This window comes from Microbacterium sp. C23T, assembly GCF_053345975.1.
Genome location: NZ_JBKFBD010000016.1, coordinates 55520 through 71283, shown reverse-complemented (window position 1 = coordinate 71283; position 15764 = coordinate 55520). Strand labels below are relative to the sequence as shown.

16 protein-coding genes are annotated in these 15764 nt (G+C 70.8%); 10 read left to right on the top strand and 6 right to left on the bottom strand.

Features of this window, described 5'->3' with window-relative positions:
* The first annotated feature begins 2 nt into the window (after positions 1-2).
* The gene (locus ACLBXX_RS10830) at positions 3-476 is read left to right on the top strand and encodes a GNAT family N-acetyltransferase (protein WP_387146785.1); all 474 of its coding nucleotides are present in this window, start codon (positions 3-5) and stop codon (positions 474-476) included.
* Between the two features lie 13 nt (positions 477-489).
* Here the strand turns inward: ACLBXX_RS10830 and ACLBXX_RS10825 are convergent, their stop codons facing one another.
* From ACLBXX_RS10825 to ACLBXX_RS10815, 3 genes are all read right to left on the bottom strand, one after another.
* Entirely contained in the window at positions 490-1092 is a 603-nt protein-coding gene (locus tag ACLBXX_RS10825; RefSeq protein ID WP_310289832.1) for a histidine phosphatase family protein, read from the bottom strand.
* 115 nt (positions 1093-1207) lie between these two features.
* On the bottom strand, positions 1208-2260 hold the full coding sequence (locus ACLBXX_RS10820; protein ID WP_387146779.1) for an aldo/keto reductase: 1053 nt from the start codon (positions 2258-2260) through the stop codon (positions 1208-1210).
* Positions 2261-2551: 291 nt separating this feature from the next.
* Positions 2552-4831 carry a polyribonucleotide nucleotidyltransferase gene (locus ACLBXX_RS10815; protein ID WP_387146775.1) on the bottom strand — a complete coding sequence of 760 codons (2280 nt, stop codon included), beginning with the start codon at positions 4829-4831 and terminating at the stop codon, positions 2552-2554.
* A gap of 311 nt (positions 4832-5142) precedes the next feature.
* Between ACLBXX_RS10815 and ACLBXX_RS10810 the strand changes: the two genes are divergently transcribed.
* The 3 genes from ACLBXX_RS10810 to ACLBXX_RS10800 are packed head-to-tail and all read left to right on the top strand — an operon-like array spanning position 5143 to position 5668.
* The gene (locus ACLBXX_RS10810) at positions 5143-5325 is read left to right on the top strand and encodes a DUF5302 domain-containing protein (protein WP_310289826.1); all 183 of its coding nucleotides are present in this window, start codon (positions 5143-5145) and stop codon (positions 5323-5325) included.
* Between the two features lie 9 nt (positions 5326-5334).
* Positions 5335-5469 (top strand): hypothetical protein, encoded by a 135-nt coding sequence (locus tag ACLBXX_RS10805; RefSeq protein WP_310289824.1) that lies wholly within the window; start codon positions 5335-5337, stop codon positions 5467-5469.
* 13 nt (positions 5470-5482) lie between these two features.
* The gene (locus ACLBXX_RS10800; protein ID WP_045297299.1) at positions 5483-5668 is read left to right on the top strand and encodes a hypothetical protein; all 186 of its coding nucleotides are present in this window, start codon (positions 5483-5485) and stop codon (positions 5666-5668) included.
* Between the two features lie 44 nt (positions 5669-5712).
* Here ACLBXX_RS10800 and ACLBXX_RS10795 read toward each other — a convergent pair whose 3' ends face one another.
* Positions 5713-7164 carry a cation:dicarboxylate symporter family transporter gene (locus ACLBXX_RS10795; RefSeq protein WP_447658028.1) on the bottom strand — a complete coding sequence of 484 codons (1452 nt, stop codon included), beginning with the start codon at positions 7162-7164 and terminating at the stop codon, positions 5713-5715.
* A gap of 184 nt (positions 7165-7348) precedes the next feature.
* Here ACLBXX_RS10795 and ACLBXX_RS10790 point away from each other — a divergent pair, with 184 nt between their 5' ends.
* The 4 genes from ACLBXX_RS10790 to ACLBXX_RS10775 all read left to right on the top strand — a co-directional run bounded on the left by ACLBXX_RS10790 (position 7349) and on the right by ACLBXX_RS10775 (position 11492).
* Entirely contained in the window at positions 7349-8614 is a 1266-nt protein-coding gene (locus tag ACLBXX_RS10790; RefSeq protein WP_447658027.1) for a sensor histidine kinase, read from the top strand.
* Positions 8611-9303 (top strand): response regulator, encoded by a 693-nt coding sequence (locus ACLBXX_RS10785; RefSeq protein ID WP_447658026.1) that lies wholly within the window; start codon positions 8611-8613, stop codon positions 9301-9303. Before ACLBXX_RS10790 ends, ACLBXX_RS10785 begins: the two co-directional genes overlap by 4 nt.
* A 168-nt stretch (positions 9304-9471) precedes the next feature.
* Positions 9472-10839 carry a glutamate decarboxylase gene (locus ACLBXX_RS10780; RefSeq protein WP_447658025.1) on the top strand — a complete coding sequence of 456 codons (1368 nt, stop codon included), beginning with the start codon at positions 9472-9474 and terminating at the stop codon, positions 10837-10839.
* Positions 10836-11492: a hypothetical protein gene (locus ACLBXX_RS10775; protein WP_447658024.1), complete on the top strand. Its 657-nt coding sequence runs from the start codon at positions 10836-10838 to the stop codon at positions 11490-11492. Before ACLBXX_RS10780 ends, ACLBXX_RS10775 begins: the two co-directional genes overlap by 4 nt.
* Positions 11493-11509: 17 nt before the next feature.
* On the opposite strand, the gene ACLBXX_RS10770 is transcribed toward ACLBXX_RS10775, so the two are convergent.
* The gene (locus ACLBXX_RS10770; protein ID WP_447658023.1) at positions 11510-13495 is read right to left on the bottom strand and encodes a GDSL-type esterase/lipase family protein; all 1986 of its coding nucleotides are present in this window, start codon (positions 13493-13495) and stop codon (positions 11510-11512) included.
* Positions 13496-13634: 139 nt separating this feature from the next.
* Here ACLBXX_RS10770 and ACLBXX_RS10765 point away from each other — a divergent pair, with 139 nt between their 5' ends.
* Positions 13635-14243 (top strand): DedA family protein, encoded by a 609-nt coding sequence (locus ACLBXX_RS10765; protein ID WP_447658022.1) that lies wholly within the window; start codon positions 13635-13637, stop codon positions 14241-14243.
* Between the two features lie 45 nt (positions 14244-14288).
* A complete protein-coding gene (locus ACLBXX_RS10760; protein ID WP_447658021.1) occupies positions 14289-15110 on the top strand; it encodes a DNA/RNA non-specific endonuclease in 822 nt (273 codons plus the stop codon).
* Between the two features lie 3 nt (positions 15111-15113).
* On the opposite strand, the gene ACLBXX_RS10755 is transcribed toward ACLBXX_RS10760, so the two are convergent.
* On the bottom strand, positions 15114-15764 hold the full coding sequence (locus ACLBXX_RS10755; protein ID WP_447658020.1) for an FMN reductase: 651 nt from the start codon (positions 15762-15764) through the stop codon (positions 15114-15116).

Sequence of the window (15764 nt, the reverse complement as noted above, 5' to 3'; positions counted from 1 at the left end):
GTGTGGTGACTCTCCGCCCCTCCCCCGTCGACGCGCCCGACGCCCACGACCTCCTCGCCGAGTACTTCCGGATCCGCACCGAGGGATTCGCCGACCAGGGCGTCGCGTATCGGACGACCTTCCCCGATCCGGCGGCCTTCGTGCCGCCCGCCGGCGTCTTCGTCGTGCTCGACGACGACGAGGGCGCCGCACAGGGCTGCGGAGGCATCCGCCTCATCCCCGACGGGCCGCTCGGCCCGCGATACGAGCTGAAGCACCTGTACCTCCGGCCGGTCACCCGCGGGCGCGGATGGGGGCGCCTGCTCGTCGAGGACCTCGTCGAGCGCGCCCGCGGATTCGGCGCCGCCGAGCTCGTGCTCGACACGCATCACTCGCTCGAGGCCGCCGGAGCGCTCTACGCGCGCACCGGATTCGTCGCGATCGAGCCCTACAACGACAACCCGAACGCGTCCCGCTGGTACGGCAAGGTGCTCTGAGCGCGGGGACGGGTCAGACGGGGTAGACCTCGGGCAGGCCGGTCCGCAGCTCGACCGGAAGGTGCGCGAGGTCGTTGTGCGACAGGAGCGTCCACGGGCGCCCCTGCTTCTGCGCGATCACGGTCAGCCCGCAATGCGCCTGGTTGAGCGTCATCCAGCGCCAGTCGGGCGCCTGCAGCACCTCGCGGACGAACCACGCGATCACGAAGTTGTGGGTGATCAGGAGTTCGTGCACCTCGCCGCGCTTGCGGGCCAGGAACTCGCTCGTCGCGTCCGACATCTGGGCGCGACCCGCCTCGACCTCGGCCTCGGTGATCGATCCGAAGAACGGCTCGAAGGCGGCGGGGGTCTCGTCGGTCATGCCCGTCGGCACGCAGTCGAACAGCAGCGCGGACGGTTCGGGCGTGAGCGACGGCATCCGTTCGGTGACCGCGCGAGCGGTCTGGCTGGCGCGTTCGAGCGGCGAGTGCCAGAGCGCGTCGAACGGAACCCCGGAGAGCCGGTCGGCCAGCAGCGCGGCCTGCCGGCGACCGCGAGGCGACAGCGGTCCGTCGACGAGTCCGTGCTCGGCGTCCTGATGCTCGCCGTGCCGCACGAGGTAGATGTAGTGCGTCACGCAGCTCACTCCGTCGGGGATCGCGTGCCTGGGGGAAAGGCACTTCCTCCACCCTACGACACGTCGTCGGGGCGCTTCAGCGCTTGTGGACGGTGAGTCCCATCCGCGGTTACGTCTACTCCGACGCGCGGCCGATGTCGGACAGCTGGCCGCGGCTGAGGCGGACACCGACGCCCTGCACGAGCTCCTCGACATGCTGCGGCGCGTACGCGTTCACGATGGGCGCGGTGACGAGCTTCTGCGAGAGCAGCCACGCGACGGCCACGGCCGCATCGGGGACGCCCAGCTCGGCGCCGACGGCGTCGAGCGCGCGCAGGGTGCGACTCCCCCGGCGGTTGAGGTTGGCCGCGAGCTGCGCGCCGCGCACCGAGAGGGCGCCGCGGATCTTCGAGCGCTGCCGGCCCGCGAGGAACCCATGCTCGAGCGCGTGCGACGGCGTCACCGCCATGCCCTGCGCCCCGGCGACGAGACGCAGGTCGGCGTCGAACTCGTGGCGGCGCAGCACGTTGAACGGGACGTCGAGCACCGTGATGCGGGGGTAGCCCGCCGACGCGAAGATGCGCGCCTCGACGAGTTGCGCGGCGCTGTAGCCGATCGCGCCGAGCGCCCGCACCTTGCCGGTCTCGACGAGCCACTCCGCCGTGGCGAGCGTGTCTTCGAGCGACGACGCGCGATCGGTGGTCGCGTCGAGGTAGAGGACGTCGATGCGGTCGGTGCGCAGGCGGGTCAGTGAAGCCTCGACGGCGCGCACGAGGTTGACCGGGCCGAGACCGGGGTTGTCGGCGTGGCCGCCCACGCGGACGGCCAGGACGATGTCATCGCGGAGACCGCGGGACTGCAGCCACTGACCGATGATGTGCTCGCTGCGCCCGCTCGAGTAGCTGTCGGCGGTGTGCACGGCGTTGCCGCCCAGTTCGGCGTACGTGTCGAGGATCGCGTGGCTCGACTCGAGATCGACGTTCCACCCGAACTCGGCGGCGCCGAGGATCAGCGGGAAGATGTGCGAGCCGCTCTCACCGAGTGCGACGCGCACGTTGCTGCCGATCGAGGGGCCCTGCACGGGGATCGGAGCAGAGGGATGCGGGCCGCGCACGACGGCGCCCGGCTGCGCGGACGCGACATCCGGACTCGACGACGGGAGCGTCGAGTCAACGCCGAAGTAAGCCATGTGCCACCCCCTCACGAGATCCCCTACGGGAGTCGTGATCACTGTGCGCGCCCCCCGGCGCTTACACACAGGGTAGGCCAGTCCGGACAGGGAGCCGTTCACTGAGGCGAACTATGGATAAACATTACATAACGCTTTGGTCACGAAGCGCTGATCCCTAGGGGATACGTCCCCTGTTCGGTGGACAGGGTGCGTGAAGCACCTACCGGACGACCTACGACGGATGCCCGCCCCCTCTCGGGGACGGGCATCCGTCGTTCATCGACCGGTTCCACCGGACGGCGAGGTGTGTCAGCCTTCGGCGGGAGCCTCCGGGCCCTCGCTGGCCGCGGCGCGACCCTCCTGGTCAGCAGGCTCCTCGAGCACCGGCTCGAGCGAGAGCTTGCCGCGGTCGTCGATCTTGGTGATCTTGACGAGCAGCTTCTGCCCGACCGAGAGCACGTCCTCGACGTTCTCCACGCGCTTGCCGCCGGCGAGCTTGCGGACCTCGCTGACGTGCAGCAGGCCGTCCTTGCCGGGCAGGAGCGAGATGAACGCGCCGAACGTCGCGATCTTGACGACCGTTCCGAGGAACTGCTCGCCGACCTCCGGGTTGGTGGGGTTGGCGATCGCGTTGACCTGGGCACGGGCGGCCTCGGCCGAGGGGCCGTCGGTCGCGCCGATGTAGACGGTGCCGTCCTCCTCGATGGAGATCTGCGCGCCGGTCTCGTCCTGGATCGCGTTGATCGTCTTGCCCTTCGGGCCGATCAGCTCGCCGATCTTGTCGACCGGGATCTGCACGCTGATGACGCGCGGGGCGGTCGGAGCCATCTCGTCCGGGCCGTCGATCGCGGCGTTGAGCACGCCCAGGATCGTGAGGCGCGCGTCCTTGGCCTGCGTGAGCGCGGCGGCGAGCACCGACGACGGGATGCCGTCGAGCTTCGTGTCCAGCTGGATCGCGGTGACGAACTCGCTCGTGCCGGCCACCTTGAAGTCCATGTCACCGAGGGCGTCCTCGGCGCCGAGGATGTCGGTCAGCGCGGCGTAGCGCGTCTGGCCGTCGACCTCGTCCGACACGAGACCCATCGCGATGCCGGCGACGGGGGCGCGCAGCGGCACACCCGCGTTGAGCAGCGACAGCGTCGAGGCGCACACCGATCCCATGGACGTCGAGCCGTTGGAGCCGAGAGCCTCGGACACCTGGCGGATCGCGTACGGGAACTCCTCGCGGCTGGGCAGCACCGGCACGAGCGCGCGCTCGGCCAGGAAGCCGTGCCCGATCTCGCGACGCTTCGGGCTGCCGACACGGCCGGTCTCACCGGTCGAGTAGGGCGGGAAGTTGTAGTGGTGCATGTAGCGCTTGCTCGTCACCGGCGACAGCGAGTCGATCTGCTGCTCCATCTTGAGCATGTTCAGCGTGGTGACGCCCAGGATCTGGGTCTCGCCGCGCTGGAAGATCGCCGAGCCGTGGACGCGCGGGATGACCTGCACCTCGGCGTCGAGCGGACGGATGTCGGCCAGGCCACGGCCGTCCATGCGGACGCCTTCGGCGAGGATGCGACCGCGGACGATCTTCTTGGTGACCGACTTGTAGGCGGCGGAGAACTCGGTCGTCGCGACGGCCGGGAGCTCGCCCGCCTCGACGGCGGCGAGCAGCTCCGCCTTGACGGCGTCCTTCAGCTCGTCGTCGGCGTTCTGGCGGTCCTGCTTGTCGGCGATCTGGTAGATCGGGACGAGCTTGTCGTACGCGCGGTGCGCGACGAAGTCGTACGTCTCCTGGCTGTACGGCAGGAAGACGGGGAACTCCTTGATCTCCTTCGCCGCGGTGTTGGCGACGACGTTCTGCGCCGCGACGAGCTCCTTGATGAAGGGCTTCGAGGCCTCGAGGCCCTGCGCGACGATCTCCTCGTTCGGCTTGGTGGCACCGGCCTTGATGAGGTTCCAGCTGTGCTCGGTGGCCTCGGCCTCGACCATCATGATCGCGACGTCGCCGTCGGGCAGGACGCGACCGGCGACGATGAGGTCGAACACGGCCTCCTCGAGCTGGGTGACCGTCGGGAACGCGATCCACTGGTCGGCGTGCTCACCGTGACCCGGGATGAGCGCGAGGCGCACACCGGCGATCGGGCCCGAGAACGGCAGACCCGAGATCTGGGTCGACAGCGAGGCCGCGTTGATCGCGAGCGCGTCGTAGAACTCACCCGGCGCGATCGAGAGCACCGTGACGACGATCTGCACCTCGTTGCGGAGACCGTCGACGAAGGACGGGCGCAGCGGGCGGTCGATGAGACGGCAGACGAGGATCGCCTCGGTCGAGGGGCGGCCCTCGCGACGGAAGAACGAACCGGGGATCTTGCCCGCGGCGTACGAACGCTCTTCGACGTCGACGGTCAGCGGGAAGAAGTCGAAGCCCTCACGAGGCGACTTGCCGGCGCTGGTCGCCGACAGGAGCATCGTCTCCTCGTCGAGGTACGCGGCGACGGCACCCTGTGCCTGCTGCGCGAGTCGCCCGGTCTCGAACCGGACGGTACGGGTGCCGAAGCGGCCGTTGTCGAGAACGGCTTCAGCGGCGGTGATTTCAGGACCTTCCAAGAGGTCTCTCCTTCTTTGTTTAGGCTCGCACGCGCGTTTCGCGCACGAGCTTGTGCGAAGGAGCAGGAACAGGCAGATCTCGGCGCGCGGGAGTGCCGCGGGGTTCGCCAGCGCTGGTCACCAGTAGAAGATCACCCGACGTCGTCCGGCGGGGAATCCACCACAGGGGACCAGCTTCCTGCCGGCCTGCTCCGTGTAGCTCACATGTGGAATTGAGCGGTTGCCCCAGGGCAACCCGCCCAAGCCTATCAGCAGCACCCCGGATGACCCCCACCCTGGCGAGCGTCGGATGCCGCGCCTAGGGTGGGGGCATGAGCACCGACGAGAAGCCGGCGTCTGCGGCATCCGATGAGATGAAGCGCAAGTTCAAGGAAGCACTCGACAAGAAGAACGCGAATCACCGCGAGGGCGAGTCCCACATGGATGGCGACTCGGCGATCCACGGCACGCACGGCGCGGTCACGAAGCGCGAGTTCCGTCGCAAGAGCGGATAGGAGCAGGCCATGGTCTTCGACCCGACGTTCCACGAGATCTCGAACGAGGCCGACGAGCTGCCCGACCTGGACGGTCAGGACGACGCCCCTCCCCTCGAGGGCGAGATCGAGGAAGACGAGCTGCCGCCGTACGGCGAGGAGTGATCGCGAGCAGGCCATGAGCGACTTCCGAGAGCGCATCCCCGACGACGAGCGCGACGTGCCCGTCGACGACAGCGTGGAGTTCGAGCTCCCGCCGCCGACCATCGACCCGCTCGAGGCGGTCGAAGAGGATGTCGACGAGCTCGAGCTCGAGGAGCGCGAGTCGGCGATCGAGGCCGGCGAGATCGCCCCGGACGACTGAACGGGCAGGCGCGGGTCCGACCCGCGCCCGCCCGTGCCGTCCGCTCAGCGCGACAGCAGCTGCTCGCGTTCGCGAGCGCGGCGCTCCTTGGCCTCCGCCTCGCTGATCGCAGCCTCCTCGAGGCCCTGCACCCCGACCGCGTCCGTGGCGGGCGACATCCCGTCGTGGCCGTCGCCCGACAAGGTCGTCTCGTCGAACGGCAGCTCCCCGGCGAGCACGCGGCGCGCGCGGGAGGCGTCGAACTCCTTCGTCCACGTGCCGATCAGCACCGTCGCGACGGCGTTGCCGGTGAAGTTCGTGAGCGCACGGCCCTCCGACATGAACCGGTCGATGCCGACGATGACGCCGACGCCGTTCACCAGGTCGGGTCGGTACGCCTGCAGACCACCGGCGAGAGTCGCGAGGCCCGCACCGGTGACGCCGGCCGCGCCCTTCGAGGCGATGATCATGAAGACGAGAAGGCCGATCTGCTGGCCGATCGACATCGGGGCCCCCATGCCGCTCGCGATGAACAGCGATGCCATCGTCAGGTAGATCGCGGTGCCGTCGAGGTTGAACGAGTATCCGGTCGGCACGGTGATGCCCACCACCGGCTTCGAGACGCCGAGGTGCTCCATCTTCGCGATGAGGCGGGGCAGAGCCGACTCGGACGAGGACGTCCCCACGATCAGCAGGTACTCGCGCGCCAGGTACTTGATGAGACGGAAGATGTTCACGCGGGTGACCGCGTACAGCAGCGTGCCGAGGACGCCCACGATGAAGATCACGCACGTGATGTAGAACGCGACCATCAGGGTGCCGAGCGCCCAAATCGCGGCGACGCCGGTGGTGCCGACCACGGCGGCGATCGCGCCGAAGGCTCCGATCGGCGCGAGCCACAGGATCATGCCGAGGATGCGGAAGACCAGCGCCTGCAGGTGCTTCACCGCGTTCATGATCGGCGTGCCCTTGTCGCCCATCTGCTGCAGCGCGAAGCCGACGAGCAGTGCGATGAACAGGACCTGCAGCACGCTCTCACCGGTGAAGGCCGAGAAGAACGTCGTCGGGATGATGCCGAGGATGAACTCCTGCGTCGTCTTCGCCTCGGCGGTCGCCTCGTAGGTGGCGTTCGCCATGTTCAGGCCCTCGCCCGGGTGCAGCAGGTTGCCGACGACGAGGCCGATGGCGAGCGCGAACGTCGACATCACCATGAAGTACAGGAGCGCCAGACCGCCGATCTTGCCGACGGTGGCCGCCTTCGCGATGGACCCGACGCCCACGACGATCGTGCAGAAGATGATGGGCGCGATCATCATCTTGATGAGGGCGACGAAGCCCTCGCCGAGCGGCTTGAGCGCGACGCCGACGTCAGGCCAGACCAGCCCGACGATCGCGCCGAGGACGACGGCGGCGATGACCGAGAGGTAGAGCCAGGTGTGCTTGTCCCACGCCTGCTTGCCACGCCTCCAGTTGAAGCCGGGGAGCGTGAAGGACGTGGTGCGGGTCGAGAGAGCCATCATTGCCTCCTGCGGGATGAAACGGCGGTGTTTCCGCGGTGCCGCTCGATGGTGCGGCGTGTGAGACAGCGTGCGCGCCGCCGCGGCGGCCGGCGATTTACGGTCGTATTGGTCGCACCCGCGGACTCCCTTCTGCCGCCCTCGACGGGCGAGGATGGATGCGGCGGCATCGACGAGGAGGGCCATGTCAGCGAAGACGCAGCAGGGCAGCGCGGCATCGCGCGTGTTCGTCGTCGTCGCCGTCTCGGCGGCCGTGATCGTCGCCGCCCTCGCCGCCGTGCTCGTGCTCGACGCGGAGCGCTCCGAACGGAACGAGGCGGAGGAGGTGACGCGGGCCGTCGCGTCGTCCCTCGCGTCACTGCCCGAGGTGGCCGAGTACCTGAGCGCACCCGACCCTTCGGAGGCGCTGCAGCCGCTCGCGGCTGACGTGATGGCGCAGACGGGCCTCGACTTCGTCACGATCATGACCCCGGACGGCATCCGCGTCAGCCACCGCGACCCCGCCGAGATCGGCCGGCACTATCTCGGCACGATCCCGAGCACGCCGAGCATCTTCACCGAGGAGTTCACGGGCACGCTGGGCCCGTCGGTGCGGACGATCGTGCCGGTGACGGCCGAGGGCGAACTCGTCGGCTGGGTCTCGGTCGGCGTCACGATCGGCAGCATCTGGTCGAAGATCCTGCCGCGGCTGCCGTTCGTCGTGTCGATCGCGCTCGCACTCCTCGCGGCGGGCCTCGTGGGTGCGTGGCTCGCCCGTCGCACGACACGGCGCGTCGCGGGCGACCTGCCCGCCGGGACGATCCGCGACGCGGTCGCCTCGTACGAGTCCGTGCGGACGCTCGGCGAGGCGCTGCGCGCGCAGACCCACGAGCACGGCAACCGCATGCACACCGCCGTGTCGCTGCTCGAGCTCGGCCGCACCGGCGAGGCGATCGAGATCCTCACCGAGACGTCGCGGCAGAGCCAGGAGCTCGTCGACCAGGTGGCCGCACGGCGCGGCGGCGACCCCACCGTGGGGGCGCTGCTGCTCGGCAAGGCGGCCCAGGCACGTGAGCGCGGCATCGAGTGGTCGGCCGAGATCGACCCGGACGCGCCGCGCAGCGTGCTGTCGCCGGTCGACGCGGTGTCGGTCGTGGGCAACCTGATCGACAACGCGATGGATGCTGCGGCCGCCGCCGATGCGCCGCGCTGGGTGCGCGTCGTGTTCGGGAGGACGACCTCCTCCCCCGCGGCCCTGCGGATGGAAGTGTCGGACAGCGGCACCGGCGTGCCCGAGGCGCTGGGCGAGCGCATCTACGAGCACGGCTTCAGCACCAAGCCCGGCGGAGCCGACGGACGCGGTGTGGGCCTCGCGCTCGTGCGCTCGATCGTGGCGAGCGCCGGCGGCCACGTCGAGCTGCGCGACGACCCGACGGTCTTCGTGGTCATCCTTCCGGCGAGGGCGACATGATCCGCGTCCTCCTCGTCGACGACGATGCACTCACGCTCGAGCTCCACCGGGACTACCTTGCACGCCTGGACGACTTCGAGGCCGTCGCCGAGTGCACGGGCGCTCGCGCCGCGATCGACGCCGTGCTGGAGCGCGGGGACGAGATCGACCTCGTGCTGCTGGACGTCACGATGCCGGACGGCACGGGGCTGGACGTGCTGCGGCACGTGCGCGCCCGCGGCGCCGCCGTCGATGTCATCGCGATCACGGGAGTCCGCGACGCCGACGTCGTGCGTCAGATGGTGTCGCTCGGCGTCGCGCAGTACCTCGTCAAGCCGTTCACCTTCGCTGTCTTCCGCGAGCGCCTGGAGCAGTACCGCGAGTTCCGGCGGCGCGCGGCCGAAGCCGCGGGCGCGCCGACGCAGGCCGAGATCGACGCGCTCCTCGGCGCGCTCCGACCCGCGACGCCGGTCGCGCTGCCGAAGGGCCTCTCCGCCGATACGCTCGCCCGCATCAGCGACGAGGTGCGCGCACGGGGACCGGTCTCGGCTGCGGAGGCCGCGGAGAGGCTGGGGATGTCGCGCGTCGCCGCTCGTCGCTACCTCGAGCACCTCGTGACCGAGGGGCGCGCACAGCGCGCGGCCCGCTACGGCACGCGCGGCCGGCCGGAGTCCGAGTACGCGTGGGCGCAGCATCCGTCCGTTCCGTAGCCGAACAGCGAAGGGACATCGCCGTCTCACGCGATGTAGGGGATGACGGCAGGACCTCAGCGGTATAGCTTCGGCACCGAAGGGACCGATCCGGGGGTGCGGTGGACTGGGCATCGCAGGCTCCGAGGCGCGCGCCCGCGCGACAGGTCCGCAAGCGACGGAGGATGCATGTACCAGGACGAAGCGCTCCAGCCCACCTTCACCCGCGCCGGCGAGGCGACGACCGCGAGGTACAACGTCATCCCCGAGGGCGAGATGCTGCCCGAGACGGCGTACCGGGTGATCCGCGACCAGACGATGCTGGACGGCAACGCGCGGCTGAACCTCGCCACCTTCGTCGGCACCTGGATGGACGACTACGCCAACAAGCTCGCCGTCGACTCCGCCGACAAGAACATGATCGACAAGGACGAGTACCCGGCCACGGCCGCCATCGAGGAGTGCTGCTGGCGCATCCTCGGCGACCTGTGGAACGTCCCCGACAACGACGACGTGATCGGCACGTCGACCATCGGCTCGTCCGAGGCGTGCATGCTCGGCGGTCTCGCGCTCAAGCGCCGCTGGCAGCACGCGCGACGCGCCGCCGGCAAGTCCACCGAGAAGCCGAACCTCATCATGAGCTCGGCCGTCCAGGTGTGCTGGGAGAAGTTCTGCAACTACTTCGACGTCGAGATGCGGCTGGTCCCCGTCACCGAGGAGCACCCGCTCATGGACGGCACGGGGCTCGAGGACTACGTCGACGAGAACACGATCGGCGTCGTCGCGATCGTGGGCGTCACCTACACCGGCGCCTACGAGCCGGTGAAGGCCATCGCCGCGAAGCTCGACGAGATCCAGGCGAAGACCGGGCTCGACATCCCGATGCACGTCGACGGCGCGTCGGGAGCGATGATCGCGCCGTTCCTGCAGCCCGACCTCGAGTGGGACTTCCGGATTGAGCGTGTGCAATCCATCAACACGTCGGGCCACAAGTACGGGCTCGTGTACCCGGGCGTGGGCTGGGTGGTCTGGCGCAACGCCGCAGCGCTCCCCGATGACCTCGTCTTCAAGGTGAGCTACCTGGGTGGTTCCATGCCGACCTTCGCGCTCAACTTCTCGCGCCCCGGCACGCAGGTGCTCCTGCAGTACTTCCGGTTCCTGCGCCTCGGTCGCGCCGGCTACACCGCGATCCAACAGGCCTCGCAGGACGTCGCCGTGTTCCTCTCGTCGGCGATCGGCGAGCTCGACGCGTTCGAGCTGCTCAGCGACGGCACCGACATCCCGGTGTTCGCCTGGCGGCTCACGGAGGGCCACACCGACAAGTGGACGCTGTACCACCTGTCCGAGCGACTGCGGATCAAGGGATGGCTCGTCCCCGCGTATCCGCTCTCGGGAGAGCTGTCGGAGCAGACCGTCATGCGCATCGTGTGCCGGAACGGGCTCAGCCGCGACCTCGCCGAGGACCTGCTGAAGGACATCAAGAGCGAGACCGAGTTCCTCGACTCGCTCGACAGCCCCATGCCCCACCCCGGCATCGGCCCCAGCTTCCACCATTGAGTGCGCGACGACCGCTGGACCCGACCGCGCGGCGGATCCGGCGACTCCGGCGGGAGTCCTGGGGCTTCGCGGTCGGGTCGGCGCTGTTCTTCATCGGCGTCGTCCCGGCCTACGCCGCGTGGGCGGGTCCTGTCGGCGCGAACGTCACGTTCTTCGCCGGATCGATCTTCTTCACCACGGCGGGTCTCATCCAGCTCCTGCTGAGCGGGCGCCGCACCCCGGACGCGCGGATGAACCGGGCCGATCGCTTCGACTGGTGGGCCGCCGCCATCCAGTTCGCCGGCACGCTCCTGTTCAACGTGTCGACCGCCGCCGCCCTCTTCGCCGCGATCACGGATCCGGACTACGTCGGGGCCGGATGGCGGCCCGACGCGTGGGGCTCCGCGGCCTTCCTCGTCTCCAGCGTCCTGGCGGTCGTGGCGACGAAGGACCGGGGGACGCTGTGGGATCGCGACGCGCGCACATGGCACGGCACCGGCCTCAACCTGCTGGGGTCGATCGCCTTCGGGGTGTCGGCGGTCGCGGCGTTCGTGGTGCCGTCGACAGGTGAGCTCGTGAGCCCGCTGTGGGCGAACCTCGGCACGGGCATCGGCGCCCTCTGCTTCTTCGCGGCCGCGCTGCTGGCCCGGCGCACGATCGGCGAGGCGGACTGAAGGACGGAGCGGATGCCTCAGCCGGCGTGCACGCGAGCAGGCACGTCGCCGGGTCCTCCGATGAGCACGTAGTCGGCGTGCTTGGCGACGAGCCCGTCGCCGGCCGTGCGCCCGTGGAGGCGCCGCCAGACCCACGGCAGGGCATCCCGCCGCAGCCACGTGCCCGGCAGCACCGGGTCGTCGTCGGCGTGGAGGCTCGCGTCGAGCTCGCCGAGCGCCTCGGCGTCGGGCACCCCGAGCGCCTCGGCCGCGCGGTACGCGAGGTAGCGGTGGCCGCGCGGGCGCAGGTGCACCTTGTCGTCGGCCCAGAGGTCGAGGTCGCCGATGGCGGGGAGCCCGCGCGCGTCGAGGAACGCGTCGGTGTCGACGAGCACCGCGCCGGTGGTTGCGGCGATCCGGCGCAGTTCGGACGAGAACACCGCGAACCGGCGGGCGAACAGCCGCGCAGGGCGCCGACGAGGGAGGAAGGGCGTCACGAGGAGCACGTCGATGCCGGCTGCGCGCAGCTCGCCCACGGACTGCTCGAGGTCGCGCGCGACGGCGATCGGGTCGACGCGGCGCCCGACGAGGTCGTTGGCCCCGATGAGGATCGACACCAGCTGCGGCCGGAGGGCCAGCGCCCGCGGCACCTGCTCACTGACGACGTGCTTCACCCGGCGGCTGCGCACCGCGAGGTTGGCGTAGCGGAACGGTTCCCCGGAGCCGCCCGCGTGCGCGAGCAGCTGCGCGAGCCGGTCCGCCCACCCGCGGTACTGGCCCGCCGGCATGCGCGAGGCGTCGCACAGCCCCTCAGTGATGGAGTCGCCCAGCGCGACGAACCGCGACCACGAGCGCCGCGGAGCGGGCGTCGGAACCGCCGGCCGGGTCGCCGCGCGCTGGGGCTGCGCGTCGTCGATGGGGCGCAGCATCCGTGCCTCGTCGTAATGGTCGACCAGGCGGCTGCAGACGGCGTGCCACGTGCGCTCGCGCACCGACTCGCGCGCCGCCGCAGCGAACGCCCGGCGTTTGCCGTCATCGCCGACGAGATCGGCGACCCGCGCGCGCAGGTCGACCAGGTCGCCGGGCCGGTAGAGCCAGCCGTCGACCGACGATCGCACCAGATCGACGGGTCCGCCGACGCCGGTCGCGACGACCGGCACGCCGCTGGCGAGCGCCTCCTGGATCGTCTGCCCGAACGTCTCGCTCTCGCCGGGGTGCACGAACACGTCGAAGCTCGCGAGCGCCTCGGCGAGCGCGGGTCCGGTGAGATGCCCGGTGAAGACGGCGTCGGGCAGCGCGCGCTCGAGTACGGGTCGTGACGGTCCGTCGCCGACGATCACGAGGCGCGTCCCCGGGAGCCCGGCGAGCGCCGCGAGATCCTCGACCTGCTTCTCGGGGGCGAGGCGGCCGACGTAGCCGACGATCGTCTCTCCCCGCGCGACCTCCGCACGCCAGCCGTCGCTGCGCCGCTCCGGGCCGAAGCGCTCGACGTCGACCCCGCGCCCCCAGCGACGGAGGCGGTCGACGCCGAGGCGCTCGAGCTGCTGCAGCGACGCCGTCGACGGCGCCAGGGTGAGCGTCGCCCTGCGGTGCAGCCGCCCGATGTGGCGTCCGACGAGCGCGGCGGCCTGCGGCATCCCGTACTTCTCCGCGTACGCGACCACGTCGGTCTGGTACACGGCGACGGATGGCACGCGCAGCGCGTCGGCGGCCGCGAGACCCTGCCAGCCGAGCACGAACGGCGACGCCAGATGCACGACATCCGGCCGGAACTCGCGGAGGATCGCCGTCAGCCGGGCGGCGCGCGCGAACACCACGCGCACCTCGGGATACGACGGCAGGGGCGCCGAGCGCAGCAGCTCGGTGCGGGCGCCGTGGAGGTCGGTGGTGATCTCCCCGGCGCGCGGTGCGATGACGAGCGTCTCGTGTCCTTCGGCGGCCAGATGCCGCAGGACGTGGAGCACCGACCCCGTCACCCCGTTCATGTGGGGCAGGAACGATTCGGCGAGCAGTGCGACTCTCACGCCTCCAGGGTGACGGGACGAGCGAGGACGGATGCCGCGAACCGGCGTCCGTGCGCAAGAGTTCACCGGATGCACCGCGGCGGGTCACCGGACGTGCCCCGTTCCGTCGCCGTTCACCGCGGGCGGCTACCAAGAAGACATGGTCGAGGACCTGCTCACCACGGTGGCGTCGAGCGCATGGGCGCTGCCGCTGCTGTTCGTGCTCGTGCTGGGCGACGCGTTCCTGGTGGTGATACCGGGCGAGGCCGCCGTCACCGCGCTGGGGGCGCTGGCGGTGTCGCAGGGCGAGCCCGCCCTCGTGGCGATCGTCCTCGTGGCCGCGGCGGCCGCTCTCACCGGCGACGCGGCGTGCTACCTCGTGGGGCGCACGATCGGCCTCGAGCGTTGGCGGTGGATGCGCACGTCGCGCGCGCAGGCCGCCTTCGCCTGGGCGCGGCTGCGCCTGGAGCGCCGCGCGGCCCTGGTGCTGTTCACCGCTCGGTTCATCCCGTTCGCACGACTCGCGGTCAACCTGACGGCGGGTGCGACGCGCCTGCCGGCGCCGCGCTACCTCGCGGTCGCGGGCCTCGCCGCCCTCGCCTGGGCGATCTACCAGGCCCTCGTGGGGGCAGTGGTGGCGACGCTGGTGCCCGGTGGGCCGGTCGTGGCGGTGGTCGTCTCGGTCGCGTTCGCGGTCGGGCTCGGGCTCGCCATCGACGCGGTCCTCGCCCGCCGGCTCGGCGCGAGAAGGGCGGCCGACGGTGAGTGAGCCTCGACGTCGCGCGATGTCGCCCGCTGGGGCCATGATGGGCGCGTGGCAGACGTGACCTCGGACGCATACGACGACGCCTTCCTCGGCATCCCGCTCCCGCTCCCCCGTCCCGGCGACGGACGCGACGTGCGCGAGCTGACCTACCCGCGGTTCACCGTGCTGCTCGACCCGGAGCGCCGGCTCGCGGCGGTGACCGGCGTGAACATCGACGGCGCCGCGCTGCAGGACCCGCCACGGACGGGCAGCTGGGACCTCGATCCGCGGATCCCCGCGGCGGAGCAGGCGGGTCCGGCCGTCTACGCCTCGAACGACCTGGACCGCGGCCACCTCGTGCGCCGCCGCGACCCCGGCTGGGGGTCGGCCGAAGAGGCGCGGCGGGCGACGGAGGCGACGTTCACCTACCCGAACGCCGCACCGCAGGCGAGCGGGTTCAACCAGTCGAAGGAGCTGTGGCTCGGACTCGAGGACCACGTGCTCGAGTTCGCCGAGACCACCGACGAGCGGATCAGCGTCTTCACCGCACCGGTGCTGGCCGAAGACGACCCGCCGTACCGCGGCATCCGTGTTCCGCGCCGATTCTTCAAGGTCGCCGCGTGGACGACGCGGGAAGGCGGGGCGCCGCGCCTCGCCGCGGCCGGATTCGTGCTGGATCAGTCGGAGCTGATCGACCTGCGCGAAGGAGTGCTCGACGTGCCGACGCTCGGTGCCTTCCGCACCTTCCAGGTGCGGATCGCCGACATCGAAGAGCTGTCGGGCATCGACCTCGGTGCGCTCGTCGATGCCGATGTGCTCGCAACGACGACGGTTCGCGGAGAGAGCGCGTGGCGCCCCCTCCGCGAACCGGAGGATGTCGTTCTCGGCTGAGGGCTACTCCCCCGCGAGACCGCCGAGCAGGTGGCCGAACGAGCGTCCCTCACCGAGGTAGTTGGCGGGGTCGAACGGATCGGCGTCGGAGGCCGGCTCACGGCGCGCGATGGCGTCGGCGAGCTCCCGGGCGCCACGGTCGATGCGCTCGCCCAGCGGGGCGACGTTGTCGGCCGAGGCACCCCAGTCGCTGGATGCGGCGAACACTCCGGTCGAGACGGGCTCGGCGTGCAGGTACGTGAACAGCGGCCGGATCGCGTAGTCGATCGCGAGCGAGTGGCGGGCGGTGCCCGCGTTCGCGCCGATCAGCACGGGCTTGCCGGTGAGCGCGTCGGGGTCGAGCACGTCGATGAACGACTTGAAGAGTCCCGAGTAGCTCGTCGAGAAGATCGGCGTCACTGCGATGACCGCGTCGGCCGACACGACCGCGTTGATGACCGACTCGAGCGCCGGGGGCGCGAACCCCGTGAGGAGGTTGTTCGTGATGTCGTGCGCGTAGTCGCGCAGCTCGAACACGTCGACCTCGACCTCGATGCCACGCTCCGAGAGCTGCTTCGCGGTCGCTGCGGCGAGCCGGTCGGCGAGCATGCGGGTAGACGACGGGTTCGACAGACCGGCCGAGATCACCGCGATGCGGCGTGCGGAGCTGGTCAT